Raw genomic sequence first — 25,175 nt, forward strand, 5'->3', positions numbered from 1 at the left:
ACCCGTGCCCAGCGGTCCTCATTTTGCCGCGAGCCGGGCCTTCTGATACGGCGCGCAGGCGGTTGACCCGCGCGCACGTCTCTCGACCGGTGCCTTAAGCCATGCTCCGTCGCCTGCTTCTCGCCTCGTCCTTCGCCGGCAGCCTCGTCTTCTTCGGAAGCCCGCAGGCGTTGGCGCAGGATGCCGCCGACGTAATCGTCCGTCTCAACCGGGTCGAGAACGTCACGCGCCAGCTCTCCGGCCAGATTGAAACCCTCCAGTACGAGAACCGCCAGCTCAAGGAGCAGCTGCGCAAGTTCCAGGAGGATGTCGAGTTCCGCCTGCAGGAGGGCTCCAAAGGCGGAGGAGGCGCGCCCAAGCGCACTCCGTCGGCCAGTCCGCCCTCGGGCACCAATCCCGGCGAAGGCCGGCCCGGCAAGCGCGGTGACGCCTTCGATCCCGAGCAGCATCCCGGCGCTCCTGGTGCTCCGCGTCAGATCGGCACGGCGACGCCGTCGGCGCCCGTCGCCAACCCGCCGGTCACGCCACGCGAGGCCCAGGGCTCGCACCGGATTCCTGCTGCGATCGATTACGAGAGTGCGGACGACGACCAGGATAACGGCCCCAGCGGTCCGGTGGACCTGTCGCCGCCGCCCTCCGTGCCGACCACGGGTGCCATCGAGCCGACGCCGTCGACTAGTGTCGCGGCCACCGGCACCGGCGACGCGAAATCCGATTTCGAGGCTGCCTATGCCCTCGTTCAGGGCCGCCAATACGAGCAGGCCGAGATGAGCCTGCGGCAGTTCATCCAGTCGCATCCGCGCGACAAGCTGGTGCCGAAGGCGACGTACTGGCTCGGCGAGAGCTACCTGCAGCGCAATCGCTCCCGTGAAGCGGCCGAGCAGTTCCTCAAGGTCTCGACGGACTATGCCGGATCGCCCGTCGCCCCCGAGGCGATGCTCAAGCTCGGCACGTCGCTCAACGCACTCGGCGCCAAGGCCCAAGCTTGCGCGACGCTGGCCGAGATCGAGCGCAAGTATCCGAGCGCGACGAATACCGTCCGGCAAGGCGTCGAGCGCGAGCAGAAGCGCGCGCGCTGCGCCGCGTGACCGGCGGGCAGGGCACCGACCAACTGGCGCGCGCCCTCGCTCCGTACCTCTTCGTAGACTCTGCGCCGCGCCTCGTTCTGCTCGCCGTCTCCGGCGGCCCGGACTCGACGGCGCTCATGTATGCCGCAGCGAGCGGCGCGCCCGAACGATCGCTCGCAGTCGCCACAGTCGATCACGCCCTCAGGCCGGACTCGACGCGCGAGGCCGAGAATGTCGGGCAGCTCGCGAGGAGGCTAGGTCTCCGCCACGCCATCCTTACCTGGGACACGCGACCGCGCGGCGGCATCCAGGCTGGGGCCCGCGCAGCGCGTTATCGTTTGCTCGCCAGCCATGCCGCCGAGATCGGCGCGAGCCTCGTGCTGACCGCCCATACCGCCGACGATCAAGCCGAAACCGTGCTGATGCGACTGATGGCGGGAAGCGGCCCGGCGGGGCTTGCCGGCATGGCCCGCGAGCGTGTTCTCGGCGCCGGCATCCGGCTGGCGAGACCGTTCCTCGACATTCCGAAGGCCGAGCTCGTCGATTATTGCAGGGCGAACGCTCTGTCCTTCGTGCACGATCCGTCCAATGCCGATGATCGTTTCACGCGCGCCCGGCTGCGCACCCTGATGCCGTCGCTCGCCGCCGAAGGTCTGACTCGAGAGCGGCTGATGCGATTGGCCGATCGCCTTGCCCGCGATGAGGCCGCGCTCTCGCGAGGAGCGCGCGACTTGCTCGAGGCGGCACGGCGTCCTGCGGTGCCCAGCGCGTTCGCCCTCGACGGAGCGGCGCTGCTCGCCGCGTCCGAGGCGATCACGCTGCGGGCGCTCGATCGCGCCATCGAATCCGTTCAGCCCGATCCACGACGCGCGACGCCGCGCCGGCTGGAGCGACTCGAACGGCTCGTCTTCGATGGCCTGCTGCCCGCTCTCTCTCAGGGCACTCGCCTGCGCCGGACTCTGCGGGGGACGCTAGTCGAGGTGGCGCCTGCAGGCCTCGTCACGATCGCCCTCGCTCCGCCTCGGCGGTCGGCTCGAAACGACGACACGGACAGCCGCGCCGCAGCGCCTTCCGATTTACTTGGCAAGGCAGGGGGTGGCGCCTACATTGGCGAGGCGTGTCCGGAGTGACCCTCCTTCACCGAACGTTGCCGTTATCCACGTCTCCCTGGGGAGAAGTGTGAAACGGGGAGCGTACGGGTAAGGCTCACTCAGCGAGGCATGAGTGGACGGCTCGCAGCGCTCGTCCTGGAATGATTGGTCGATGAACCCGAATTTTCGCAACTTTGCCCTTTGGGTGGTCATCTTCCTGCTCGTCCTGGCCCTCGTGACCCTGTTCCAGGGGCAGGGTCACCGGGGCGGCGGCAGCGAGATCTCCTACAGCCAGCTCCTGAACGATGCCGACGCGGGCAAGATTCAGTCCGTGGTGATCGCCGGCCAGGACATCAGCGGGACCTATGTCGGCGGCGGTAATTTCTCGACCTTCGCGCCGAACGACCCGAATCTTGTGACGAAGCTGTCCGGCAAGGGCGTGCAGATCAACGCGCGGCCGCCCTCCGACAACACGCCCTGGTTCATCCAGCTTCTGGTGAGCTGGTTGCCGATTCTCGTTTTCATCGGCGCCTGGATCTTTCTCTCGCGCCAGATGCAGTCCGGAGCGGGCAGGGCGATGGGCTTCGGCAAATCGAAGGCCAAGCTGCTCACGGAGGCCTCGGGGCGTGTCTCGTTCGACGACGTCGCCGGCGTCGAGGAGGCCAAGGAGGATCTGCAGGAGATCGTCGAGTTCCTGCGCGACCCCCAGAAGTTCCAGCGGCTCGGTGGCCGTATCCCGCGCGGCGTGCTGCTCGTCGGCCCTCCCGGCACGGGTAAGACGCTCATCGCACGCGCGGTCGCGGGTGAGGCGAACGTGCCATTCTTCACGATCTCGGGCTCGGACTTCGTCGAGATGTTCGTCGGTGTCGGCGCGAGCCGCGTGCGCGACATGTTCGAGCAGGCGAAGAAGAACGCGCCCTGCATCATCTTCATCGACGAGATCGACGCCGTCGGTCGTCACCGTGGCGCGGGCCTCGGCGGCGGCAACGACGAGCGCGAGCAGACCCTGAACCAGCTCCTCGTCGAGATGGACGGCTTCGAGGCGAACGAGGGCGTCATCATCATCGCGGCGACGAACCGCCCTGACGTGCTCGACCCCGCCCTGCTGCGTCCCGGCCGCTTCGACCGCCAGATCATGGTGCCGAACCCGGACGTCACCGGCCGCGAGCGCATCCTGCGCGTCCATGTCCGCAAGGTGCCGCTTGCGCCGGACGTCGATCTCAAGGTGATCGCGCGCGGCACGCCCGGCTTCTCGGGTGCCGACCTGATGAACCTCGTCAACGAGTCGGCGCTGCTCGCAGCCCGGCGCGGCAAGCGCATCGTCACGATGCACGAGTTCGAGGACGCCAAGGACAAGGTCATGATGGGCGCCGAGCGGCGCACCCTGGTCATGACCGAGGACGAGAAGCGGCTCACCGCGTATCATGAAGGGGGCCACGCCATCGTCGCCTTCAACGTGCCGGCGACCGACCCAGTCCATAAGGCGACGATCATCCCTCGCGGTCGAGCGCTCGGCATGGTCATGCAGCTCCCTGAGCGCGACAAGCTCTCGATGAGCTTCGAGCAGATGACCTCGCGGCTCGCCATCATGATGGGCGGCCGCATCGCCGAGGAGATGATCTTCGGCAAGGATAAGGTCACGTCCGGCGCCCAGTCCGACATCGAGCAGGCCACGCGGCTCGCCAAGATGATGGTGACGCGCTGGGGCTTTTCCCCCGAGCTCGGCACCGTCGCCTATGGCGACAACAACGACGAGGTCTTCCTCGGTATGTCGATGGGCCGCCAGCAAACGGTGTCCGAATCGACGGCTCAGAAGATCGACGCTGAGGTGCGCCGCCTGGTCGAGACCGGTCTCGAGGATGCGCGCCGCATCCTCGGAGAGAAGAAAGACGATCTGGAGGCGCTGGCGCAGGGGCTGCTCGAATACGAGACGCTCTCGGGCGACGAGATCCGCAAGCTGCTCCAGGGCGAACCCCCGGTGCGCGATTCCGGCGATCTCCCTTCGACGCCCTCGCGTGGTTCGTCCGTACCTTCCGCAGGCCGGGGTCGGCCGCGTGGGAGCGACGGGGGGTTGGAGCCTTCGCCGCAGCCCCAGGGCTGAGCCTCCGCAAGCGAATGCTGTTTAACGAAGAGCCCGCCCCTCGGCGGGCTCTTCTTGTCTCGCTGGTGTGGCTGGCGGCTCGAAAGTAAATGGTAACGACGCCTCGCGATTGCCGGTTTTGAGCACCAGACCGCAAGAGCCACTTCAGATTATGCGACGAAGATCTCGGTGCGATACTGAGGCTGACTGCCGCACAGCTCACGTCTGACCGACGACACCTGCGCGGCGCCGGAAATTGGGGTTACGACGGCGATGTCGCGAAAGTATTTTGGGACCGACGGTGTCCGCGGTCGCGCCAACAGCGTGATCACGCCAGAGCTGGCGCTCAAGGTCGGCCAGGCTGCAGGCATCGTCTTCCAACGCGGCGATCACCGGCATCGCGTCGTGATTGGCAAGGATACGCGGCTCTCCGGCTACATGATCGAGACGGCCCTCGTCGCGGGCTTCACCTCGGTTGGCATGGACGTGATGCTGCTCGGCCCGATGCCGACGCCCGCAGTCGCCATGCTGACGCGCTCGATGCGTGCCGATCTCGGTGTGATGATCTCCGCTTCACACAACCCCTTCGAAGACAACGGCATCAAGCTGTTTGGCCCCGACGGATTCAAGCTTTCCGACGAAGTCGAGCATGAGATCGAGGCCCTGATCGACGGCGAGATGAAAAAGAATCTCGCCACCTCGCGCGAGCTCGGCCGCGCCAAGCGTATCGAAAGCGTGCATGCCCGCTACATCGAGTTCGCCAAGCGCACGCTGCCGCGGCACGTCACACTGGAAGGACTGCGCGTGGTGGTTGATTGCGCCAACGGCGCCGGCTACCGCGTCGCCCCCGAGACCCTCTGGGAACTCGGGGCGGAGGTCATTTCCATCGGCGTGGACCCGGATGGCTTCAACATCAATGCCGATGTCGGCTCGACCGCGCCGGACGCCCTTATCAATAAGGTGCGCGAACTGCGTGCCGATGTCGGCATCGCCCTCGACGGCGACGCCGACAGGGTCCTGATCGTCGACGAGAAGGGCCAGAAGGTCGATGGCGACCAACTCATGGCGGTCGTCGCGCGCTCCTGGCAAGAGGACGAGCGGCTGACGCAGCCGGGCCTCGTCGCCACCATCATGTCGAATCTCGGCCTGGAACGTTTCCTCGGTGGTCTCGGGCTCAACCTCGCCCGCACGGCCGTCGGCGATCGCTACGTGCTCGAGCATATGCGCGAGCACGGTTACAACCTCGGCGGCGAGCAGTCCGGCCACATCATCATGTCGGACTACGCCACGACCGGCGACGGCCTCGTCGCGGCCCTGCAACTCCTGAGCGTCGTCAAGCGCATGGAACGGCCGGTCAGCGAGGTCTGCCATTGCTTCGACCCGCTGCCGCAGATCCTGAAGAACGTGCGCTACCGATCCGGCGAGCCGCTGCGCCAGGATTCGGTGGTCACGGCCATCGCCCACGCCACGGCACGGCTCGGAGATGCCGGCCGCCTCGTCATCCGGCCTTCGGGAACGGAACCCGTGATCCGCGTGATGGCCGAGGGCGACGACCGCGACCTCGTGAACGAAGTCGTCGACGAGGTCGTGGACGCCGTTACCCGCGCGGCCGCTTGAGCTTTCGACGAGGCACGGTCCATGCGATCCGGCCGCCGGATCGCTGCATCCCAGGGCAGGCCTAAGGTCTGCCCCTATTCACGCGATGACTTGATCAGGCTGGTGTCATGCCGAAATCAACACTTCGGCAAGCCTAATTTTTTACGTTAAGTACGATTTAACCAGCCTCGTCCATGATGCCCTTCGTTCTCCCTGCCGGCCGCATGCGGCTTCCGGCACGTATCGAAGAGTGAAGGAAATCCCATGGGCCGCTCCAAGCTTCACGCATTGGCGCGCTCCCTCACGCTCATGGCGAGCGTCGGAGCGCCCTGCCTCGCACATGCCGCGGATCTCCTTCCGCCGCCTCCGCCCCCGCCGATGCCTGCGCCCGTCGATGTCGGCGGCGGCTGGTATCTGCGTGGCGACGTCGGCGTCGGCGCTGCCGAGTTCGACAAGGTCAGCACCAATCTCGGCGTCACCGGCGCCGTGCTGCCGGCCGGCTACACGGTCACCGATCGTCAACAGGACGACCAGTTCTTCGCTGGCGCCGGTGTCGGCTACCAGTTCAACAGCTTCCTGCGCGGCGACATCACCGGTGAATACCGCGGCGGCGGCAGCCTCCACTACGTGGAGCGCTTCCCCCTGAACGGCGGCACCGGCATCGACACCAATAGCGGCAAGTTCCGCTCGATCGTCACGATGGCGAACGGCTACATCGACCTCGGCACCTGGTGGTGCCTGACCCCCTATATCGGCGGTGGCGTCGGCGCGGCCTTCAACCAGATCAGCAGCTACCAGGACATCGGTGCCGGCACCGCTGCGGGCGGCTTCGGCACGGCCCCGTCGAAGAACACCACCAGCCTCGCCTGGGCCGCTCAGGCCGGTGTGACCTACGACGTGACGCCGAACTTCAAGGTCGACGTCGGCTACCGCTACCTGAACATGGGCCATGCCAAGACCGGCGCCGTGACCTGCGTCAACGACCCGACCTGCTCGCTCGCGACCTACAAGGTCAGCGACCTCACCTCGCACGACGTGAAGATCGGCCTGCGCTACCTGATCGGTTCCGCCGGTCCCGCGCCGATGCCGATGCTGGCGCCCGCCTACGAGCCCGCTCCGCTCGTTCGCAAGTACTGATCGATACATCGGAACCAAAACATTGAAACGGCGCGGATCACATCCGCGCCGTTTCTGTTTTGAATCATCATTTTCAGAAATTCTATTAGGCTTAATCGGATCATAACCTGCACTGAGCAGAATGACATCGAGACGCTGGCCCGATGGCACGGCACATGCCGATCTCGGACCTCAGCGGGAGATGTCACCGAAATGCGTTCATCGGATTGCCTCCGCACCGCCATTGCCGGGCTCGGGGTCGCCGTGGCTCTGTCGACCGGCCCCGCTTCCGCCGCCGATCTGTTGCGCTACGCCCGGTCGCCCGAGGCGATCGTGGCAGCCGAGCCCGTCGAGAGCGGCTGGTACCTTCGCGCCGACGCGACGGCGAGCGACTTCGGAAAGCCGAGTGACGCGACGCCGCCCGATCCCAGCCTGCCCCCCTATGTCGGCCTGCGGCTGTCGAGTGAGGCCGGCTATGGCGGTGGCGTCGGCTACCGGGTCAACCAATGGCTCCGGGTCGACGCGACGATCGACCAGCGCATGCCGTCGCGATTCCGGACCTATTCTTCCGGATCGCATTTCGCGACCGGCTACAATATCGAGACTGGCGATCTCTCCGCGCTCACCGGCTTTCTCAACGCCTATGCCGATCTCGGAACGTGGTGGGGCCTAACGCCTTACGTCGGAGGCGGCATCGGCTTCGCTGAAAACAGTTTCCACGGCAACTATACGCAGACGACCTGCACCGTTGCCGGCTGCGACGGGAATTCGGGGACGGGCACCCGAGTGGCCGTGACGCGCCCCGATCATGGGCTTTCCTCCTTCGCCTGGAACCTGACCGCGGGTGCCTCCTATCAGCTCGGCCAGGGTCTGAGCCTCGATGCGGCATACCGTTACGTCGATCTCGGGGGCGCCAAGAGCGGCGTCGACTCGTTCGGCGCCAGTACGCGGCTCAAGGATCTTCATGCCAACGAGGTGCGCGTCGGCCTGCGCTACCAGTTCGCGGGCGGCTTGCTGCCGATGATCTCGCAGAACCCCTACGGCAACTGACACAGCTCTTTCGAAAAGAATGCCGGCCTGCCGTTCCGAACGGCAGGCCGAATGCGTTCGTGCGAAAGCTTCGCAACGGCGAAGGACCGTTTCGGATCAAGACGAAGATCCGCAAAGCAACCGACCATTAAGGTTACTCAAGTAAGACCAGTCCATGGGGCAAGCCGCGCCGAAGCGTCGTGCCGCCCGAAGGACGATGACGATGCGTAAACTCACCATCGGTTTCCTGGCTTTGACCGCGCTCGGCAGCATGTCCACCGCGCGCGCCGCCGATTTCGCCGACGATTACCTGCGCGGCCCCGAATACGAGCCGGTCACGACGCAGGTGATCGACTGGAGCGGATTCTATATCGGCGGCCATGGCGGCTACAGTTCCTCTGCTTTCGGGTTCACGAATTCCTTCCAGCCGATCGTCGCCAACGCGCTCCGCAGCACGACGATCGAGAGCGAAATGAATGCGTCGAGCCTCCTGAGCGCGCACGCCGTGCGGAAGGACGGCGTGAGCTACGGCGCCTTCGCCGGCTACAACATGCAGTTCGACGACACCGTCATCGGTGTCGAATTCGATTATTCCCGCTTCGACATCACCGGCACCACTGCCGACGCGATCTCTCGGACGAGACTTCTTTCGGACGGATATCTGAGCACTGCGAACCTCGCAGGCATCGCCCGCACCAAGCTCGAGGATCTCGGCACCATCCGAGCCCGAGTGGGATATGCCATCGGCGACTTCCTGCCGTTCGTGACTGGTGGTTTCGCAATCGGCAGAGCCAGTATCTCGGATAAGGTCGGCATCCAGACTTATAGCTATGACCGGACAACCTATCTGTCCAACGTGGCGAGCGGGCAGACGGCCTATGTTGGGCGGTTCGGCTACAGCTCGTTCGATCAGGCTAACCCTGGTGCGGGCATCCCCTTCGCACCGAGTATCTATGGAACCAGCAAGACTAAAGTCGTTGGAGGATTTACTCTAGGTGGCGGCGTTGAATACGCCATTACATCAAACATATTGCTGCGCGGCGAGTATCAATACGTGCTTCTCAATGATTTCGATGGCCACAAAGTCAATGTGAATTCCGTTCGCGGCGGCGCAGCCTACAAATTTTGATCTTTTTCCTTACGTTTGACCGAAGGGCCGATCCTATGGCGCTCAACACAGTTGCTCGAATCGCGCTCGGCAGCCTAGCGGTCCTTCTCATCGCAGCACCGGTTTATGCGGAGGCACCGCGTCACGAGCGCAGAGAACTGAACCGCCAATCGGTTCGACGGCTGCCGCTTGATGTCCGTTACCGCGATCCGCGCTACGTGCCGCCGCGCCGTCGCGCTCCGCAGTTCGGCACCCCGGACTTCCTGATCCATGCCTATCTGCCGCGGACCACCGAGACGCCGATCTACAACGAGCCGCCGAGCCGGTTTCCTCGCTGAATTCGGTAGCTAGGCCTTCGCCCGCAGACGCTGGCGCGTGGCGCTGTAGTCGGGCGCGCTGCGGAATGCTGCGTGCATCGCGTCCCACATCGGCTTTCGCCGATATTCCGCATCGAACGGGAGCGCCCGCTGGGGCAGGCCGTCGGGCCGTTTCCGCGCGGGGTAGACACTCAGCCACGTATCGGGGTCGTAGAGGTCCCAAGTCAGCACGTTGAGCACGGCTGCTTCGTCGAGCGCAGTGTCGAGAAAGCGCCGCGTGAGATCGGCGACGCCCCGGTCGCGAGCCGCCACGTCGGGCGGAAAGGCGCGGTCGTCGATGTCGAGTTCGGTGATTTCGATGGCGAGGCCCATCCCGGCGATCTCGCGCAGGAACAGCCGCAGCTTCGTCTCGTCGAAGGGGAGGGTGCTCGTGAGGTGAGCCTGCATGCCGAACCGGCTGATCGGCACGCCCCGCTTCAGCATGCCCTCCAGCAGCCGAAGGATCGCGCTGCGGCGCTCGTCGATCCAGTCCGCCTTTTGCTCGCAATCGTTCTCGTTATAGACCGCCGCTGCGCCCGGATCCTCGTCCTTGAGCATCTGGAACGCGAGATCGACGTAGCCGGGGCCGAGCGCCGCGAGCCACGGCGTGGCGCGCAATCCGCCGGGCCGGTGGTCAGCCGGGACGACGATCTCGTTGACGACGTCCCAGGCTTCGATCGCGCCGCGATAGCGACGGGCCATGGCACCGATCCATTGCCGCATCAGTGCTTCGGCCCGCGAGGCGTTGCCGCTCGCCAGGATCGTCTCGGCCCAAGGCGGAAGGCCCTCGTGCCAGACCAAGCAATGCCCGCGCATGCGCTGGCCGTTGCTGCGGGCGAAGCGCAGCGTCTCGTCGGCGGCGGCGGTCTCGAAGACGCCCTCCCGCGGGACGACGCCCGAGAGCTTCATGGCGTTCTCGCAGACCAGCACCCCGCATTCCCGCTCGGCGAGCGATCGCCAGCGCCGATCCTGACGGAAGCGCGTGATCGGTACGGCCGTGCCGAAGGCCAAGCCCTTGGCGGCGGCGGCTGCCTGGAGGCCGTCGGCGGACCAGGACGGCTTGCCGAGGGGGCCGAAGGGGGAGGGCGCGGCCTCCGCCGACCCTGCAAGCGCGAACGCTGCCGCGCCGCCCCCCAGGATGGTGCGGCGGCTCGGCCGGTGCGCGGTCATCTCTGGGTCGCGGTCTCGGCCACGGTGCCCTCGGCGCGGCTCGCGAACAGACGCAGCCCGCCGCCGAGCAGGGCGCGCCGGGCCGGCTCCTCGACATAGAGATGCACGAGAGCGGCCAAGGCGAGAGAGAGGGCCGTCGCCAAGGCAACCCCCAACCATGGAGACGGGCCGGTGATCGCTCCGTGCAAGGCGCGGTCGAGCGAGTTGATTGCGGCGTAGGCCGGCAGGTGCAGCAGGTAGAGTGCGAAGGAGATGCGTCCGAGGAAGACCAGCGGCGCACTGGCGAGGATGCCTCCGCGCAGCTCCGCGCCCGCCAGGATCAGGGGCGCCCAGGCCAGTGCACTTAGGCCGTTGTGCATCAACGGCCCCGGCACGTAGGGATCGATCAGGACCAGGACGATGGCGGCCAGCGCGGCGGCGCCCAGGAACGGCTTGGCGAGGGAGCCGCGCCGGTCCGACGCATCGGGTGGTGCGGCGGGACGCATCCGTTGCCACCAGGCGAAGAGCACAAGCCCGGCGATGAACTCGGGCAGCCGCAGGAGCGGATCGTACTTGATGCCCTGGGCGAGCAGCATCGCCGTAGCGCCGGCAGGCTCCGGCTCGATCAACGATACGCCGGGCGCGTAGCGGTTCCAGAGCAAGGTGCCGAAGGCCCCGAACACCGCCCACAGCCCGAGGGCGGCGAGCGCATACTCGACCGGCCTGCGCAGCACCAGCGGCAACAGCAGAGGAAACAACAGGTAGAAGAACGCCTCCACCGAGATCGACCAGCTCGCGCAGTTCAGCGAGCAGGCCGCGCCCGGCACCCAGGCATGCAGACCGAGGGGGGCGAGAACCGCTCCCGAGGCCATCAGCCATTTGAGCGGCGGCTCGCTCTTCAGCACCCAGGCGGCGAACCACGGCAGGCTGATCGCGAGGGAGAGCAGGAAGGCCGGATAGATCCTGGCGAAGCGCGCCAACAGGTAGCGCCGGCGCACGATCCGGTCTCCGAAATCGACCGCATGGTAGGTGTAGGCCAGGATGAAGCCCGACAGGACGAAGAAGAACGTCACGCCGGTATGGCCGAGCAGGATCGCCGTGTTGCGTGGCCCATCGGGGAAGAAGAAGCGGTCGTAGTGGAAGACCAGCACGTAGAAGGCGGCGAAGAAGCGTAGCGACGTCAGCGCCGGCAACGGCGTCGTCGGCGCATGCGCGCGTGCCGCGGCGTCGTCGGGCCGTCCGCCGCCGTCGTCGTTCCGAAACGCTCGTTGGAAGCCCATCGTCTCGCCCAAACTCTGCCGCTGCCCACCGCGCCGTTCCCGCCGCCCACGCCGCGCCGGGTTAGGCAGCCCATCCGCTCGAAGTCTCGCGGAGCTGCCGCTCAGCCGGGCACCGTCCGATAGGAGGCGCGGTAGCGCAGCCCGAAGATGGCGAGCATGAACATGCAGCAGATCGAGGAGCTCGGCGTGAACAGCACGGATTCGAACGAGCCGCCGGTCAGCGCCAGCAGCCAGAGCCGAACGAAGTAGAGGGTCATCGGGTCGATCCGCCCCGCGGGCGCGATCCGCTGCAGGTCACGCAGCGGTGCCACCACGAAGGCGGCCAACACCATCAGCAGGCCGGGCACGCCGATCAGCAGGCAGGCGTCGAGATAGGTGTTGTGGGCCTGGGAGGTCTTCGTGACCCAGTTGAACGGATCGGAGGTACCGAACTTCGTCCGCTCGGTCCCCCAGAACGCGCCGAAGCCCCAGCCGAACAACGGCCGCTCGAGGATGTGGCTGGCCGCGAATTCCCAGATCTCCGTTCGCCCGGTGAAAGAGGTGTCGGGCAGGATGCCGGCAAGGCCGTCACGGATCGAAGGAAGGAACACCGAGCCGAGGGAGAACAGCGAGACCGCCGTCGTCGGGCCGATCAGGATGGCCGCCCTTAGCCAACGGTTCCGAACGAAGCTGCACAGGCTCGGCGCCAGCACGATGAAAGGCAGAAGCGCGGTGACCGATTTGGAATTCGTCGCCGCCAGGAACACCGCCGCCAGCAACACGATGGTGATGCCCCAGACCCGGCTCAGCGCGGAGGCCACGAACAGGCCCGTGAGGATCATCAGCGCCATGGCGCCGCCGGCCTCGTTCTTGTGCGCGAAGATCCCGCGCCAGAGGCCCTCGTGCTCAGGCTCGTTCAGGAGATCGAAATCCGCCGAATGGATCGCGAGTTGGGGCAAGAACACGACCGCGAGATAGGATGCGACGATGATGATCATCGCGGTCACGGCAAGCGTCAGGGCGAACTGGCGAACCGTGCGCATCACCACCGGGATGCCGGCAGCGATCATGGTGACGATCACGAAAAGCAGGATCCGGCGGATCGAGAGCAGCGGATCGACCGAGGTGAGCAGCGTCAGCCCCATCCAGCCGGACAACGTCATCAGCGGCCAGGTCAGCAGCGGCCGCAGCTTCTCGATGCCGAGCTGACGCAGGGCCGCCGCCATGGCGAAGCCGAGCACCAGGAAGATGACCTGCGTCTGCCAACTGCCGGCAGTGGATGTCTCCAGGATGCTCTTGTCGCTGAGATCCGCCAGCGGCGCGTGGTTCCAGAAAGCGAGGATGCAGGCTCCGCCGAGCGCCATGCGCAGCGCATCCGGCATGTCGCCACGTGCCTTGACGAAGGACGGGCGGTCGGCGGGCGCTCGCCCCTTCGCAGGCACTTCAATCGCCGACGCCACGCTGCGGCCTCTTCGAGCGACCAGCCGGCGCATCGGCGCGCGGCGGTCCGGAAACGAGGCAAGACTAGCGCAGAACGCGCTCTGGTTGGGTGCGGCGAAGACTTTGTGCCCAGCTAACCGTTCGTAAGGTTGATGCGGCGCCCCGCGAGGACTGCTCAGGGCAAGCGCTGCGACTTCGCCGTCAAGATTTCCTCGCCCGCTGCGAGATGAGCCACACGAGCCTGCCACAGGCAGAGCAGCGGCGTCACACCGAGCTCGAAAGCGAGAGCGCCGAGCATCACGAGGGATGGCACGCCGGTGAGAAAGAGACCGAGCAGCCGTGACAGGCCGCCGAGCACCACGACCAGAGTGAGGAAGCGAAACAGCCCCGTCTTGTGTTCGATCCCCGGAACGCAGGTCAGGAATAGAATGCCGATCCCGGTGAGCAGGCCCGACAGGTAGCGGAAGTGGCTGTCGGCGGAGACGTTGACGATCCTCTGGGTGCCGATGCCGTCAATTCCAAACAGCACGCCATAGAGGCCGGCGACGATCGGCAGCAGCGCGGCCACCGCGACGACCCGCTGCAATAAACGGCGCTCTCGCTGCATGGTGGACGCTCACGATGCCTTCAGGCGCTTGACGCATCTGCTGTAGAATTGCGGCCAGGTCGGCCCCTTGGCGGTCTTGTCGGCGGCCGAGAGGCCCCGCCATTCAGTACCACACCGCTTCTGCCGCTCTCGCGCCGGCGACAATGCGGGCTCCTTCTCGCGGACGGCGACCGTCGACTTTGTTGCCTCGCGGGCCAGCGCCGGAACCCCGACGGAGAGCCCCGCGGCGAGCAAGGCGACGACACGGAGCGACATTCCGGCAACCTCGTGCATGAAAACATCCCGCCGCCTCGTGCGAGGATCGGCAGACACAGCCGCAACCTCATGGAAAGGGCAAGATCGAAAACGACTTACCCGCAGCCGAGTTGCACCGCACGCGCCGATCCCCATCGTGACAGCCGAGCCTGTTCACGCCGGAGCGAATGCAGTCTACTCCCCGCGATCGGGAAGCCGGCCGAAGTGAGTGGCACGGCGGATCGCGGAGACGACCATGGCGCAGACGACGGCCGGTGCGATCGACGTTCACACGTGGAGCACGCCGAACGGCTGGAAGATCCCGATCATGCTGGAGGAATGCGGGCTGCCCTACAGGGTCGTGCCCGTGAACATCGGCAAGGGCGAGCAGATGGCCCCCGACTTCCTGGCGATCTCGCCCAACAACAAGATCCCGGCCATCGTCGATCCCGACGGGCCGGGCGGCGCGCCGATCTCGGTCTTCGAGTCCGGCGCCATCCTGCAATATCTCGGGCGCAAGACCGGATGCCTTTACCCGTCCGACGAGCGTGCCCGCGTCGCGGTGGACGAGTGGCTGTTCTGGCAGGTCGGCGGCTTCGGGCCGATGCTGGGCCAGGCGCACCATTTCCGGATCTACGCAAAGGAGAAGATCCCCTACGCGGTGGAGCGCTACACCGAGGAGACCAAACGCCTCTACGGCGTGCTCGACCGCCGGCTGCAGGGCCGCGACTACCTGGCCGACGACTATTCCATCGCCGACGTCGCCACGCTGACCTGGGCGAAGTTCCACGACAAGCAGGGCGTCGACGTGGCGACTTACGCGAATGTCGCCCGCTGGCTGGAGACGGTTCTGGCCCGGCCGGCGGTCCAGAGAGGTCTGGCGGCCGTCTGACGACCTTGTCCACGCAGTTATCCCCATCCGCGCCGACCGCTAAACTGCGATCGGCCTCACGGACATGCCGTTAACGCTCCGCCGATAGCCTGCACGTCAGCAGGAGGTAGAGCCATGAGGACGGTCGCCGTCACTTTGTCGGTCGTGATGCTCGCGGGCAGTGCCGTGGACGCGCAAGCCCGTGGATTGCGGCTGCGCGGCTCCAACTTTTCGGCGGCGGCATCGAGCGCAAAGACTCGCGGCATTCCCACCGTGGCAGCCGTCGGCGCGATCGGATCAGTCGATCCGGCACTCGCAGGCGCCAAGCCGCGCGGCGTGATGACGGCTCAGGCCGGGGACGCCGACGAGAACGCGCCGATCCCCCCGATGCCGCCGGCTCCGGAGGCCGTCCCGGCGGCCGAGAAGGCCGCCAAGCCTTGGTGCCCGAGCGGCAAGACCGCGGGCGTGGGCAAGGGCTTCTGCCTGATCAACTGATCGTCTGCATGAACCCGGCGAGGCGCATCAGGCCCTCGGGCCAGGGGCCGTGCCCGCTGGCGACGTTGATGTGCCCGGTTTCGCCCGCATCCACGACCTCCGCGCCCCAGGCGGCCGCGAACTCTTCCGCGCGAGCATAGCTGCAATACGGGTCGGTGCGGCTCGCCACCACCAGGGCGGGGAATGACAGGCGATCGCGCGGTACCGGCGCGAAGGCGCAGACGCTTGCCGGCAGGTTCTGACAAGTCTCGATGTCGGGAAAGGCGACCAGCATGGCGCCGCGCACGACGCCTGCAGGGAAGCCCGGAGCCGCCTCCACCGCCGCGACCACGCCGAGGCTGTGGGCAATGAGCACGACGGGGCGGGTCGCCTCTTCGACCGCCGCGACGATCCGCGAGCGCCAGGCTTCCGGATCGGGCTGATGCCAATCCGCCTGCTCGACAACCCGCCCGGTCCGCAGCCGCCCGGCCCAGCGCGCCTGCCAATGCTCCTCCTCCGAGCCAGCATAGCCCGGCAGGATCAGGATATCGCAATCGCCCGTCTTCATGTGGCCTCCCTAACGTCGAGGCCGCGGCGCAATCAAGCAGCCGCGCCGACGGGCGAGGCGGAGATCCATGCCGCCAGAGCGGTCGAGGCAAGGTTTTTGCCCTTGGCCTCGATCTCGAAATCGCTCCAGGCGAGGTGACGTGCCACCAGCGCGTTGATCCCTTCGTTCCACATCAGGTGGGAATGCGCGGCGAGGTCGCGCCGCGAATGGCCGGCCTCGGCCAGCGCCGCGAAGTCCGGCCTCACGGCCGGATCATGTCCGTCGAGCAGGTCCTCGCGGGAGACGCTAATATGGCTCAGCGGACGGACCCCGCGCCAGGACTCGCGGATGCGCGCAATGCGGCGATCATCCGGCTCGATATATTCGCCGCCGCTCTCGACCCAGTGATGATGCAGGTCGAGCACCACGGCGACGTCGTCGGCGAGCCGTAGCACGGCATCGAGCCCGTGGCAGGTCTCGTCGTTCTCGGCCGTGAGGAGGTTGCGCGCGGTCTGCGAAATCAGCTGCAGGCCGGCGCGAAAACCGTCGATGCCGGGCTCTCGGCCGCCGATATGGATGTTGATGTGGGCGCCGTGCGGATGCCAACCGTCGCCATAGCCCAGCATCGCCATAGCCTCAGCATGGTATTCGAGTTCGGCAATGCCGTTCTCCTGCGCCGACGGGTTGCGCGAGGCGATGATGCAGAACTGGCCGGGATGCATGCTGAGGCGGATGCCGGCGGCCCGCGCCCGCTCGCCGATCCGCGCAAGGCCGGTCTCGATCAGCCGGCGCAAGCCCGGCTCAGCATAGAGATCCATTGCGATCGGATGCGTGAATCCGGGAAGCAGGGAGCTGGCTATGCGTAGCAGCCGCTCCATCGGCGGACGCTGCGCGACCCAATCGATCTGGCGCCCCAGAGCCCCAAGATTGTGCCGGGCGATCGCTTCGAGCTTCGCCCGCCGGGCGGCCGGCGTCAGCCCCCCGAGAAAGGTCATGGTCGTAGTGGTCAGGTTCATCGCCTGGGCGGCTTCGCGCTCGGCCTTCCGCGTGGGATAGCCGCCGGGCGGGGCGTCGGGGATGAAGGTGCAGCAGAAGCCGAGGCGGGAAGGCGAACGCATCATGGCCCGACAACGCGGAGCGCGGGGCTCAGGTCCGCAGCGTCAGCCGATAGCTGTACATGTCGCCACGAAACAGGCCCTCGACATACTCGATCATCACCCGGGTATCGGTGAAGCTGTGCCGCTTGATCAGCAGGCAGGGGCTCGGCTCGTCGAAATCGAAGATCCGGCACTCCTCGGCCGTGGGCAACGTGGCCTCGATGGTCTGGTCGCAGCTCACGAGCCTGGCGCCCGTTTGTTCGGCCAGGAACGCGTAGACCGACCCGGTGAGGTCGCCCTCGGCGAGTTCCGGCACGGCCTTCAGATTGTACCACGCGACCTCGCGCGACATCGCGACTTCGTCGCCATACCGGATGCGGGTGAGCTTCAGGAGTGGCGCCGTCGAGGGCAGGCCGAAGATCGACGAGATCGAGCGATCCTCGACCAGAGCCCGCTCGACAATGCGCGAGGACGGCACCTTGCCGAGTTCGCGCATTTCCTCCGTGAAGCCCTTCAGGCGATCCATGCCCGGATGGACCTGATGGGGCCGCGCACGAACCAGGAACCCCTTTCGCCCCTGCGAGGCAAGCAGGTTGCGCTGGCGGAGGGCAGCATAGGCACGCTGGATGGTCACGCGACTGACGCCGAGATTCTCGGCGAGTTGTCGCTCCGCCGGCAAAACCGAACCCATCGGTAGCGCACCGGACAGGATGAGCGCATGGATCTGCTCATCGATCTGCTGGTAGAGCGGCATGGCGGTGTCGTTCCGCAAACGCAGGAGCGACATCAGCGACGGGCGGTCGAGGGGACGCAGCGAGACGACAGTGGAATCGTCGGTCGAGACTTGCCGGAACGGACCGGCTGATTTTCTATTCGCCAACTGCTGCTACCGGGACATCGTCAGGTGCGGATCTTCGTCATAGGCAGCTTCGTGGTCGCCTGCTCCGTCAAGGTAGCACGCCTTCCGCGCGCCGGTGAGTCCCTCAATGCTGACGCATTCGTCGCAGAGCCGGGGGGGAAGGGGTTCAACCTCGCGCTCGCCGCGCATCGGCTCGGGGCGACGATCGACGGTGTCTTCCGGATCGGTAACGATCCATTCGCCGCCGTCGCCGTGTCCGCCTTCGAGGGAGCCGGACTTGCGACGGACATGCTGCTCACACGCACCGGCTCGACAGGCGCCGGCATCGGCTTTGTGGACCAGGCGGGGGAGAACTGCCTCGCCGTCAGTCTCGGCGCGAACCGGCAGCTCGCAGCCGAAGATGTCGAGCCGGCGAGGGTCGGAGACTGCGACCTCGTGATGGCGACGTTTGAGTCTCCGGACGCTCCGATCGCGGCCGCCTTCGCCGCTGCCCGCGCGCGCGGTGTCCGCACCCTGCTCAACCCGTCGCCGAGCCGGCCGATCGCCCCCCGGGTCCTCGCCGACACCTCGATCCTCATCGTCAACCGCGTCGAAGCCGTCGATCTCGGCATCGACATCGCCGACGAGAGCACGGTGCATCGATTGATGCGGGCGGGTCCGGAGATCGTCGTGGTCACGCTCGGGGAGGACGGCGCGCTGGCGTTCAGCCGTTCCGAACCGCCCCGCCGGCAGGCAGCCGTCCCAGTGACGGCGGTCGACACGATCGGAGCCGGAGACGCCTTCTCGGCCGGCTTCGCCGTCAGTCTGCTGCAGGGACGGCCGATCACGGAATCCCTGGCGCGGGCCGCAGCCTGTGGTGCGGTAACCGCCGCCCGTTTCGGCGCCTTCGATGCCTTCCCGACGGCGGCCGACCTCGAATGCTTCTTCAAGGCTTCGGAGGTGTGAGCCGGGTCATTCGAGCACGGAATGCAACTCGTCCGGGCCGGGCACCGAGACCTCGATGGCTTCCGTGGCCGTCCCAACGACCAGGATCGCGAAGAACAGGACCACGACGACCAGCGTCAGCACCACGCCGACGCGCTCTGGATCGAACCGACGCGTGTTGATCACGGCGCAGCCGGCCGTGAAGACGAGCGCTTCGGCCAGCGGGAGAGCGTACGGCAACGCCATCTCCGAAAAACCCCTCTCGATCCGCTCGCCGGCCGGCGCGTGACGCCTTCGGTCCTGCGATCTCAGCCATCCCGCGTTCGGCACGCCCATCCAAGGTGCGGAAGGAGCGAGGCCGCCCGATTCGAAGTTGGATCTTTGGACTGTTTTTGGACTCAATCCGCGTGTTCACAAAGCACGGAATTGTTTCTGGGGGACGGATCGAGCGCCTTCAGTCCTCGCCACCCAAAGCATCGACCGCATCGCCCGCGAGATTAGCGACGCGGAGGCGGTCGGCCGCGTCGAGGATCGGTGCGAGGAGGGTCGGCAATGCGGCGATCTCGGCAGCGCGCTGGCGGGCGAGGCGAACCGCTTCCTCGAGCGAAACGCTCACGAACCTGACGGCATCGCCCGGCCGTCTCTGTGCCAGATGCCGAAGGTCGGCTGAGGCGACCGTGGCGATCTTCGGATACCCGCCGGTGGTCTGGCGGTCGGCGAGCAGGACGATCGGCCGGCCACTGCCCGGCACCTGGATGGAGCCGGCCACGGTCCCGTCCGAGACGATGTCGAAGCCGGTTTCGCCATGCTCGATCCGTGGACCGTCGAGTTGGTAGCCCATGCGGTCGGCCTGGTTGGAAACGGTGAAGCCCGAGTCCAGCAGAGTCTCGATGCCGCGTGTGGTGAAGCGATCTTGCTGAGGCCCGAGGACGACACGGATCGGCTGATCGCGATCGATCGCCACGGGTTCGACTGCGCGGTCGGCCTCGCCACCAATTGATGACGGCGCCAGGCCGAGCCGGTCGCCCTCGCGCAAAGGGCGCCCGTCGAGGCCACCGAGAATCGCCCGCCGGTGCAACGAGACGCTGCCCATTGCCGGCGCCAAGGTCACGACGCCCGCCAGCGCGAGCGTGGCAAAGACGCCTGCGCGTGGACGCTCGATGCGCAGCTCAGCGCCCTCACGCAGCACGAAGGAGCGGTGATGGGCGATCGGATCGCCATCCAGGGTCACCGGGCACGGGGCGCCGGCGAGGGCGAGACGCAGCGGTCCGCCCTCGACCCGGAAGCGGCCGCCGCCCAGGCCGAACTCGATGGCCGGAGCGTCGATCGGATTCCCGACGAGAGCGTTGGCGGCGGCATGGGCGAGGCGATCGATCGGACCGGAGCCGGACAAACCGAAGCGCAGGTAGCCGGGGCGTCCTCCGTCCTGCACGGTCGTCGAAGTCCCGCAGGCGAGGACGACGAGGGTGACGCTCATGCGTCCGCCCGTTCGGCAATGAGCTCGCCTGCCGCAGCGGCCCGGTCGAGAGCGTCCCACCGATCGGGATCGGTCGGCTCGAAGCGCACGCCGTCGCCGGGTTGTAGCAGGAAGATCGGCTCCCGGCTGGGCATGAAGACCCGGACGGGCGTTCGGCCGAGGAGGTGCCAGCCGCTCGGAGCGGCGATGCTGGCGACCAGGGCCTGGACGCCGCCGATCGAGATCGTTCCGGCCGGAGTCATCGGCCGCGGGGCCGGCCGTCGCGAGAGCGTGAGCTCGGGATCGAGACCGCTGAGATAAGCATAGCCCGGCAGGAAGCCGAGCATCGCCACCCGGTAGTCGCGGCCGGAATGACGCGCGATCACCTCGTTCGGGGAGAGGCCATGACGCTCCGCCACGGCACCGAGATCGATACCGAACTCGCCACCATAGACGACCGGAATGCGCCAAACCCTACCCGGTTTCGGAGGCGTCAGTTCTGATCGGGCCAGCGCCAGGACCCGCCGTCCGAGTTCTGCGGGGTCGATCGCCACCGGGTCGCAGTGAACCGTGAGCGATCGATAGGTCGGCACGGTCTCGACGAGGCCGGGCAGCAGGGTTTCGGCCAGTCTGGCGTCGAGCGCGAGAACCGCAGCGTTGAACTCGGCGTCGATGGCGTCGCCGAACTCGATAGTGAAGGCGGTGTCGCCGCAGGCCAGCAGGCGCGGATACCGGATGGTCATCGCCCCCCGTAGCCTCGTCGGGGTCCGAGGGCAAAGCGCCTCTGCGTCAGAGCCGATGCGCCGTCCGATCCGAGCCCTCGTAAGTGTCGTCGTCCGTTGTGCCGGCGCGGCGTACCGCAGCGTCGAGCGTGTCGGTGTCGAGGGCGGCCTCGACGTATTCGCGGCCGCGCTGGGTCATCTCACGCGCGTAGCGCAAGCCCTGGTCGCGCGCCTCGTCCGCCCATGGGCCGAGGGCTTCGTCCTCGCGCCGCGTACGAGGCAGAAGTGCCCCGAGCAGCAACCCTGCCGCGAGGCCGACCACACCGACCAACAGCGGATTGTCGGACACGAAAGCCTCGGTCGCATTACGGCCGTCGCGCAGGCGAACGTAGCCTCGGTCGGCGAGGTCGGCGGCACGGCGGCCGTGCCGGTCGATGCGATCGTTCGCCCAGGAGCGCACGTCGTCATAGGCGTCGGCAGCATGCCCCCGCACCCGGTCGACGGTGTCTTCGACACGCTCGCGAGCCGATTGCGCGGCATCCGAGACCCGGTCGCGAACGTCCGAGGCAGCATTGGCAGCGTCCCGTGCCGTGGTTTCGGCTGCCGCTCCGGCCCGGTCGCCCGTGTCGCGCGCCGAGGCGATGGCATCCTTGGCGTCCTGCGACACGCGATCGCCGATGTCGTGCAGCGAATGTTCGACGTCCTCCTGCCGCGGCAACCCAGCCTTAGCGGTGATATCGTCCGGCAGCGACCGGACAGCGTCACCGGTCATCTTGTTGTCGCTCATCACACCGCTCCGCATATCACTCGATGATGGGCGCTCGCGCGCCGCGAAAACTGCATTCGAAGTCCTGACGGGGCAACGCTCCACGAGCGAGAAGCCGCCGACGGAAGTCGCGTCAACCGTTTGACGAACTGGGCTTCCGAGTCCCGCCTCAGGCCTTCGCATCGTCCTCCAGAACCCGCGCCGGACGGCCACCCGGCTGGTCCGGATCGTAGCCACGCTCGGCGCCTGCGCTCGGTGCCGGATCGATCCGGCCGGTCAGGGGCCGCCGGACTACCGGCGCACGCGGGCCTTGCGCGAGCTTCTTCACGAGCATTCCCACACCCGCCGCGATCAGCAGCACCGGCAAAGGATTGCGCCGCACGACCGCGAGCGCGTCGTCGTAGATGCCGTTGAGCGGGGTCTGACGCGCAGAGCCGAGCATCTCGTCGACCAGATTGACTGGCGAAAGCCGATCCTGGATGCGATCGATGGTCTGGTCGAGCCGCGCGCGGCTCGCCTCGATGTCCTTCTCGAGATCCGACAACGACTCACTCATCCCGAGACCCTCTCAGACAAGGCGCGCGCGTCCTGTCGGACCTGCCGCGTGGTGCGCGTGGGCGCGAGGTTGGATAGCGACATCGCCCTGGCGCCGATGAAGCCGAGCAGAAGAGCGACGACGAGGAAGCTGCCGCCGACGATCAGCGCCGCGAGCCACTCGGAGTGAACGAGCGTCGCAACGTATTTGACGAGAGCGTCGATCAGCACGAGCAGCGACACGACCGCGAAGACGGCTGCGGCGACGATCAGGGCGAGGCCGATGAAAAGCGTGCGGACGTTGCTCACCATCTCCTGACGGAACAGGGCGATCTCCTTGCGTGCGAGATCGCTGGTCTCGCGAAGGGCATCGCCGATGAGGCTCTGGATGTTGCCGGGGGGAGGGGTCGACATCTCCGGCCTCCTCACTCGCGCCCACGACCGTGATCGGCATCGATCTGGCGCTCGCCGGAGGATTTCACGAAACGGGCGAGCAGCAGACCGGCAGCGAAGGTCGCGACCGCCACGGCGACGGGCGAGCGCCGCGCGAAGGCCTCCGCGTCCTCGTATAATTCGTTGAAGGAGCGGGATTCAATCGAGCCGGCGAGGTCGTCGAGCCCCTCCGCCGCGCTGTCGAAAAAAGCCTTCACGTTTGGCCGGTCGTCGAACGTCTTGCCGTTGTCGCGAAGCGTGTCGGCGATGTCCGACACCGAGCGTGCAGCCTCGCCCTTACGGCTCTCGGCAAAATTCAGCGCGTGGGAGCGCGCCGCGGCCGCGAAGCCCCTGCCGCGTTCCACCGCGACGTCCACCGTCTCCTCGACGTCCCGCCGGAGATCCTTCAAATCGCCGGGATCGCTTGCCTGACCGGGATGGGGGGAAGCGGTCATGCGGCAAGACTCCTCGGGATACGGTCGATCGGATGGGCCGAGGCGGCGACTGACACGTCCCGGCGATGTTCGGCTGAGTAACATCGGCAGCGTCAGGGGGTTCCGCCACAGGGACGCAGGCGGTGTCCTCGATCGAAGGCGTCGACGTCCTCGTCACAGCGCGTTCAGGTTTTGGCTGTACGTTAAAACGGTGCCGGCTGCCTCGGCTTTGGCCATTGGGGTCGAAAATCGTGGCGGAACCGGAAAGCCCGGTTTAAGGTTGCAGCGCCGAACGGGGCAGGGGGGTCAGGGAACGCCGGATGCCGCCGAGTCGAACCATGACGTTCGTTCTCGCCCGTCAAAAAAGCGACGGATCATGCGCCTTCGCCGCGCGTTCCATCCCCACACTGTCTCTTCGATCCGAGCGGGATGCCGCCCGGGCGAGCCGTTAAGGTCCGGAGTCCGAGTTCGTGGCACGCCTCGTCATCGTATCGAACCGCGTCGCGATACCGGCGGAGGGCAAAGCCTCGGTCTCCGCAGGCGGCCTCGCCGTCGCGGTGAACGAAGCCTTCTCCGCCTATGAAGGGCTCTGGTTCGGCTGGAGCGGCGAGATTACCGAAAACCCCGATCCCGAGCCCAAGCTGATCGAGCGCGGGCGGGTACAGTATGCGGTGCTCGACCTCTCACCGCAGGACTACAAAGAGTACTACGCCGGTTTCGCCAACCGGGCGCTTTGGCCGATCATGCATTACCGCGTGGGCCTCGGCAGCTATTCGCGCTCCGATTACTCGGGCTATCAGCGCGTCAACCGGACCTTCGCCCGCGCCCTCGCTAAGCTGCTGGAGCCGGATGACCTCGTCTGGGTGCACGACTATCACCTGATCCCGCTGGCGAGCGAGCTGCGCGGCCAGGGCGTCGACAACCCGATCGGCTACTTCCACCACATCCCCTGGCCAGGCGCGGACGTCTTCAACACGCTGCCCGCAAGCAACGACCTGCTGCGCGCCATTGCCGATTACGACCTGATCGGCCTGCAGACCGAGCCCGACGTTCAGAACCTGTCGCGCAACCTGATCGACGATATGCGAGCCATCCCGTTGGGCGGCGGCTCGTTGATGGTCGACGGCCGGCGTACCAAGATCCGCAGCTTCCCCATCGGCATCGATGTTGCGGGCTTCAAGGATGCAGCCGAAAAGGCCGGCTCCAACAAGATGGTCCGCGAGACGATGGCCGGCCTGCGCACGCGTAAGCTGCTGATCGGCGTCGACCGGCTCGATTACTCGAAGGGCGTGCCCGAGCGGATGGAGGCGGTCGACCGCTTCTTCGCCTCGAACCCAGACCAGCGCGGCAACGTCGTCTACATCCAGATCACCCCGAAATCGCGCAGCGAGGTGCCGGAATACGAGCAGCTCTCCCGCGAGGTGAACGAGAAGGTCGGCGACATCAACGGCATGCTCGGCGAGCCGGCCTGGACGCCGATCCAATACGTCACGAAGGCCTATCCGCGTCCGGTCCTTGCCGGGCTTTATCGTGCCGCCCGCGTCGGGCTCGTCACGCCGATGCGTGACGGCATGAACCTCGTCGCCAAGGAATACGTCGTCGCGCAGAGCGAGGAGGATCCCGGCGTCCTCGTGCTCTCGAAATTCGCGGGCGCGGCTCGGCAGATGCAGGAAGCGTTGCTGGTCAATCCCTACGATCGCTTCGAGATGTCGGAGGCGATACGCGAGGCACTCTACATGCCGCGCGACGAGCGGCTGGCGCGCTGGAAGCCGATGAACGAGCGCATGATCCGCGAAGACGTCGACTGGTGGGCCCGCAACTTCATGACGGAGTTGGAGAACTTTCGCGTCCTCGACCGTTCGCCACCGACGACTGCGGCGGCTGCGGAGTAGTCTGGCCGGGTTTCGCAGGGCCTGCGAATCGGGCA

27 protein-coding genes are annotated in these 25,175 nt (G+C 66.8%); 12 read left to right on the top strand and 15 right to left on the bottom strand.

The window, feature by feature from the left end:
• Positions 1-101 precede the first annotated feature (101 nt).
• From ybgF to GGR33_RS09395, 8 genes are all read left to right on the top strand, one after another.
• Positions 102-1,088, top strand: coding sequence for a tol-pal system protein YbgF (gene ybgF / locus GGR33_RS09360; protein WP_183504301.1), 987 nt, complete (start codon positions 102-104; stop codon positions 1,086-1,088).
• Positions 1,085-2,197, top strand: a complete 1,113-nt coding sequence (tilS, locus tag GGR33_RS09365) for a tRNA lysidine(34) synthetase TilS (RefSeq protein WP_183504303.1) — start codon at positions 1,085-1,087, stop codon at positions 2,195-2,197. The genes ybgF and tilS overlap by 4 nt, the downstream gene beginning before the upstream one ends.
• A gap of 133 nt (positions 2,198-2,330) precedes the next feature.
• Positions 2,331-4,259 (top strand): ATP-dependent zinc metalloprotease FtsH, encoded by a 1,929-nt coding sequence (ftsH, locus tag GGR33_RS09370; RefSeq protein WP_183504305.1) that lies wholly within the window; start codon positions 2,331-2,333, stop codon positions 4,257-4,259.
• A 252-nt stretch (positions 4,260-4,511) separates the two neighbouring features.
• A complete protein-coding gene (gene glmM, locus GGR33_RS09375) occupies positions 4,512-5,855 on the top strand; it encodes a phosphoglucosamine mutase (RefSeq protein WP_183504307.1) in 1,344 nt (447 codons plus the stop codon).
• Between the two features lie 243 nt (positions 5,856-6,098).
• Entirely contained in the window at positions 6,099-6,971 is an 873-nt protein-coding gene (locus GGR33_RS09380; RefSeq protein WP_183504309.1) for an outer membrane protein, read from the top strand.
• Positions 6,972-7,163: 192 nt separating this feature from the next.
• On the top strand, positions 7,164-8,000 hold the full coding sequence (locus GGR33_RS09385) for an outer membrane protein (protein WP_183504311.1): 837 nt from the start codon (positions 7,164-7,166) through the stop codon (positions 7,998-8,000).
• 202 nt (positions 8,001-8,202) lie between these two features.
• Positions 8,203-9,108: an outer membrane protein gene (locus GGR33_RS09390; protein ID WP_183504313.1), complete on the top strand. Its 906-nt coding sequence runs from the start codon at positions 8,203-8,205 to the stop codon at positions 9,106-9,108.
• A 35-nt stretch (positions 9,109-9,143) separates the two neighbouring features.
• Positions 9,144-9,425 carry a hypothetical protein gene (locus GGR33_RS09395; protein WP_183504315.1) on the top strand — a complete coding sequence of 94 codons (282 nt, stop codon included), beginning with the start codon at positions 9,144-9,146 and terminating at the stop codon, positions 9,423-9,425.
• Between the two features lie 9 nt (positions 9,426-9,434).
• Here the strand turns inward: GGR33_RS09395 and GGR33_RS09400 are convergent, their stop codons facing one another.
• The 5 genes from GGR33_RS09400 to GGR33_RS09420 all read right to left on the bottom strand — a co-directional run bounded on the left by GGR33_RS09400 (position 9,435) and on the right by GGR33_RS09420 (position 14,171).
• Positions 9,435-10,613, bottom strand: coding sequence for an endo-1,4-beta-xylanase (locus tag GGR33_RS09400; RefSeq protein WP_183504317.1), 1,179 nt, complete (start codon positions 10,611-10,613; stop codon positions 9,435-9,437).
• Complete coding sequence (locus tag GGR33_RS09405; protein ID WP_183504319.1) at positions 10,610-11,872, bottom strand: acyltransferase family protein; 1,263 nt, start codon at positions 11,870-11,872, stop codon at positions 10,610-10,612. Before GGR33_RS09405 ends, GGR33_RS09400 begins: the two co-directional genes overlap by 4 nt.
• 101 nt (positions 11,873-11,973) lie before the next feature.
• Positions 11,974-13,311 (bottom strand): O-antigen ligase family protein, encoded by a 1,338-nt coding sequence (locus GGR33_RS09410; protein ID WP_284210741.1) that lies wholly within the window; start codon positions 13,309-13,311, stop codon positions 11,974-11,976.
• Between the two features lie 155 nt (positions 13,312-13,466).
• On the bottom strand, positions 13,467-13,898 hold the full coding sequence (locus tag GGR33_RS09415) for a DUF4345 domain-containing protein (RefSeq protein WP_183504323.1): 432 nt from the start codon (positions 13,896-13,898) through the stop codon (positions 13,467-13,469).
• 9 nt (positions 13,899-13,907) lie between these two features.
• Complete coding sequence (locus tag GGR33_RS09420) at positions 13,908-14,171, bottom strand: hypothetical protein (RefSeq protein ID WP_425488760.1); 264 nt, start codon at positions 14,169-14,171, stop codon at positions 13,908-13,910.
• A gap of 217 nt (positions 14,172-14,388) precedes the next feature.
• Between GGR33_RS09420 and GGR33_RS09425 the strand changes: the two genes are divergently transcribed.
• Together GGR33_RS09425 and GGR33_RS09430 are read left to right on the top strand one after the other, a co-directional pair.
• Positions 14,389-15,024: a glutathione S-transferase N-terminal domain-containing protein gene (locus GGR33_RS09425; protein ID WP_183504325.1), complete on the top strand. Its 636-nt coding sequence runs from the start codon at positions 14,389-14,391 to the stop codon at positions 15,022-15,024.
• Between the two features lie 114 nt (positions 15,025-15,138).
• Positions 15,139-15,498 (top strand): hypothetical protein, encoded by a 360-nt coding sequence (locus tag GGR33_RS09430; RefSeq protein ID WP_183504327.1) that lies wholly within the window; start codon positions 15,139-15,141, stop codon positions 15,496-15,498.
• On the opposite strand, the gene GGR33_RS09435 is transcribed toward GGR33_RS09430, so the two are convergent.
• From GGR33_RS09435 to GGR33_RS09445, 3 genes are read right to left on the bottom strand one after another with little or no spacing between them, the layout of a single operon-like run.
• Entirely contained in the window at positions 15,491-16,045 is a 555-nt protein-coding gene (locus GGR33_RS09435) for an RBBP9/YdeN family alpha/beta hydrolase (protein WP_183504329.1), read from the bottom strand. The two genes, GGR33_RS09430 and GGR33_RS09435, sit on opposite strands and share 8 nt — an antisense overlap.
• Before the next feature lie 32 nt (positions 16,046-16,077).
• The gene (locus GGR33_RS09440; RefSeq protein WP_183505050.1) at positions 16,078-17,142 is read right to left on the bottom strand and encodes an apurinic/apyrimidinic endonuclease family protein; all 1,065 of its coding nucleotides are present in this window, start codon (positions 17,140-17,142) and stop codon (positions 16,078-16,080) included.
• A 28-nt stretch (positions 17,143-17,170) separates the two neighbouring features.
• Entirely contained in the window at positions 17,171-17,908 is a 738-nt protein-coding gene (locus GGR33_RS09445) for a GntR family transcriptional regulator (protein WP_246412932.1), read from the bottom strand.
• Between the two features lie 117 nt (positions 17,909-18,025).
• On the opposite strand from GGR33_RS09445, the gene GGR33_RS09450 reads away from it, so the two are divergent.
• Positions 18,026-18,925 carry a PfkB family carbohydrate kinase gene (locus GGR33_RS09450; RefSeq protein WP_183504331.1) on the top strand — a complete coding sequence of 300 codons (900 nt, stop codon included), beginning with the start codon at positions 18,026-18,028 and terminating at the stop codon, positions 18,923-18,925.
• 6 nt (positions 18,926-18,931) lie between these two features.
• Here GGR33_RS09450 and GGR33_RS09455 read toward each other — a convergent pair whose 3' ends face one another.
• From GGR33_RS09455 to GGR33_RS09485, 7 genes are all read right to left on the bottom strand, one after another.
• Positions 18,932-19,144 carry a hypothetical protein gene (locus tag GGR33_RS09455; protein ID WP_183504333.1) on the bottom strand — a complete coding sequence of 71 codons (213 nt, stop codon included), beginning with the start codon at positions 19,142-19,144 and terminating at the stop codon, positions 18,932-18,934.
• 214 nt (positions 19,145-19,358) lie between these two features.
• Complete coding sequence (locus tag GGR33_RS09460; RefSeq protein ID WP_183504334.1) at positions 19,359-20,381, bottom strand: 5-oxoprolinase subunit C family protein; 1,023 nt, start codon at positions 20,379-20,381, stop codon at positions 19,359-19,361.
• Entirely contained in the window at positions 20,378-21,103 is a 726-nt protein-coding gene (pxpB, locus tag GGR33_RS09465) for a 5-oxoprolinase subunit PxpB (RefSeq protein ID WP_183504336.1), read from the bottom strand. Before pxpB ends, GGR33_RS09460 begins: the two co-directional genes overlap by 4 nt.
• A gap of 46 nt (positions 21,104-21,149) precedes the next feature.
• Positions 21,150-21,869: a hypothetical protein gene (locus tag GGR33_RS09470; RefSeq protein WP_183504338.1), complete on the bottom strand. Its 720-nt coding sequence runs from the start codon at positions 21,867-21,869 to the stop codon at positions 21,150-21,152.
• A 148-nt stretch (positions 21,870-22,017) separates the two neighbouring features.
• A complete protein-coding gene (locus GGR33_RS09475) occupies positions 22,018-22,404 on the bottom strand; it encodes a DUF3618 domain-containing protein (RefSeq protein WP_183504340.1) in 387 nt (128 codons plus the stop codon).
• The gene (locus GGR33_RS09480) at positions 22,401-22,796 is read right to left on the bottom strand and encodes a phage holin family protein (RefSeq protein ID WP_183504342.1); all 396 of its coding nucleotides are present in this window, start codon (positions 22,794-22,796) and stop codon (positions 22,401-22,403) included. Before GGR33_RS09480 ends, GGR33_RS09475 begins: the two co-directional genes overlap by 4 nt.
• An 11-nt stretch (positions 22,797-22,807) precedes the next feature.
• Positions 22,808-23,269, bottom strand: coding sequence for a hypothetical protein (locus GGR33_RS09485; protein ID WP_183504344.1), 462 nt, complete (start codon positions 23,267-23,269; stop codon positions 22,808-22,810).
• Between the two features lie 449 nt (positions 23,270-23,718).
• Here GGR33_RS09485 and GGR33_RS09490 point away from each other — a divergent pair, with 449 nt between their 5' ends.
• Entirely contained in the window at positions 23,719-25,140 is a 1,422-nt protein-coding gene (locus tag GGR33_RS09490) for an alpha,alpha-trehalose-phosphate synthase (UDP-forming) (protein ID WP_183504346.1), read from the top strand.
• Positions 25,141-25,175 lie beyond the last annotated feature (35 nt).

The organism is Methylobacterium brachythecii (assembly GCF_014196345.1).
In the GTDB taxonomy this organism is placed as follows: Bacteria; Pseudomonadota; Alphaproteobacteria; order Rhizobiales; family Beijerinckiaceae; genus Methylobacterium; species Methylobacterium brachythecii.

Excerpts from the sequence above, each read along its gene's own strand:
- ybgF (WP_183504301.1), top strand. The coding sequence starts at position 102 with ATGCTCCGTCGCCTGCTTCTCGCCTCGTCCTTCGCCGGCAGCCTCGTC.
- ftsH (WP_183504305.1), top strand. The coding sequence starts at position 2,331 with ATGAACCCGAATTTTCGCAACTTTGCCCTTTGGGTGGTCATCTTCCTG.
- glmM (WP_183504307.1), top strand. The coding sequence starts at position 4,512 with ATGTCGCGAAAGTATTTTGGGACCGACGGTGTCCGCGGTCGCGCCAAC.
- GGR33_RS09380 (WP_183504309.1), top strand. The coding sequence starts at position 6,099 with ATGGGCCGCTCCAAGCTTCACGCATTGGCGCGCTCCCTCACGCTCATG.
- GGR33_RS09385 (WP_183504311.1), top strand. The coding sequence starts at position 7,164 with ATGCGTTCATCGGATTGCCTCCGCACCGCCATTGCCGGGCTCGGGGTC.
- GGR33_RS09390 (WP_183504313.1), top strand. The coding sequence starts at position 8,203 with ATGCGTAAACTCACCATCGGTTTCCTGGCTTTGACCGCGCTCGGCAGC.
- GGR33_RS09395 (WP_183504315.1), top strand. The coding sequence starts at position 9,144 with ATGGCGCTCAACACAGTTGCTCGAATCGCGCTCGGCAGCCTAGCGGTC.
- GGR33_RS09400 (WP_183504317.1), bottom strand. The coding sequence starts at position 10,613 with ATGACCGCGCACCGGCCGAGCCGCCGCACCATCCTGGGGGGCGGCGCG.
- GGR33_RS09405 (WP_183504319.1), bottom strand. The coding sequence starts at position 11,872 with ATGGGCTTCCAACGAGCGTTTCGGAACGACGACGGCGGCGGACGGCCC.
- GGR33_RS09415 (WP_183504323.1), bottom strand. The coding sequence starts at position 13,898 with ATGCAGCGAGAGCGCCGTTTATTGCAGCGGGTCGTCGCGGTGGCCGCG.
- GGR33_RS09420 (WP_425488760.1), bottom strand. The coding sequence starts at position 14,171 with ATGCACGAGGTTGCCGGAATGTCGCTCCGTGTCGTCGCCTTGCTCGCC.
- GGR33_RS09425 (WP_183504325.1), top strand. The coding sequence starts at position 14,389 with ATGGCGCAGACGACGGCCGGTGCGATCGACGTTCACACGTGGAGCACG.
- GGR33_RS09430 (WP_183504327.1), top strand. The coding sequence starts at position 15,139 with ATGAGGACGGTCGCCGTCACTTTGTCGGTCGTGATGCTCGCGGGCAGT.
- GGR33_RS09435 (WP_183504329.1), bottom strand. The coding sequence starts at position 16,045 with ATGAAGACGGGCGATTGCGATATCCTGATCCTGCCGGGCTATGCTGGC.
- GGR33_RS09440 (WP_183505050.1), bottom strand. The coding sequence starts at position 17,142 with ATGCGTTCGCCTTCCCGCCTCGGCTTCTGCTGCACCTTCATCCCCGAC.
- GGR33_RS09445 (WP_246412932.1), bottom strand. The coding sequence starts at position 17,908 with ATGTCGCTCCTGCGTTTGCGGAACGACACCGCCATGCCGCTCTACCAG.
- GGR33_RS09460 (WP_183504334.1), bottom strand. The coding sequence starts at position 20,381 with ATGAGCGTCACCCTCGTCGTCCTCGCCTGCGGGACTTCGACGACCGTG.
- pxpB (WP_183504336.1), bottom strand. The coding sequence starts at position 21,103 with ATGACCATCCGGTATCCGCGCCTGCTGGCCTGCGGCGACACCGCCTTC.
- GGR33_RS09470 (WP_183504338.1), bottom strand. The coding sequence starts at position 21,869 with ATGAGCGACAACAAGATGACCGGTGACGCTGTCCGGTCGCTGCCGGAC.
- GGR33_RS09475 (WP_183504340.1), bottom strand. The coding sequence starts at position 22,404 with ATGAGTGAGTCGTTGTCGGATCTCGAGAAGGACATCGAGGCGAGCCGC.
- GGR33_RS09480 (WP_183504342.1), bottom strand. The coding sequence starts at position 22,796 with ATGTCGACCCCTCCCCCCGGCAACATCCAGAGCCTCATCGGCGATGCC.
- GGR33_RS09485 (WP_183504344.1), bottom strand. The coding sequence starts at position 23,269 with ATGACCGCTTCCCCCCATCCCGGTCAGGCAAGCGATCCCGGCGATTTG.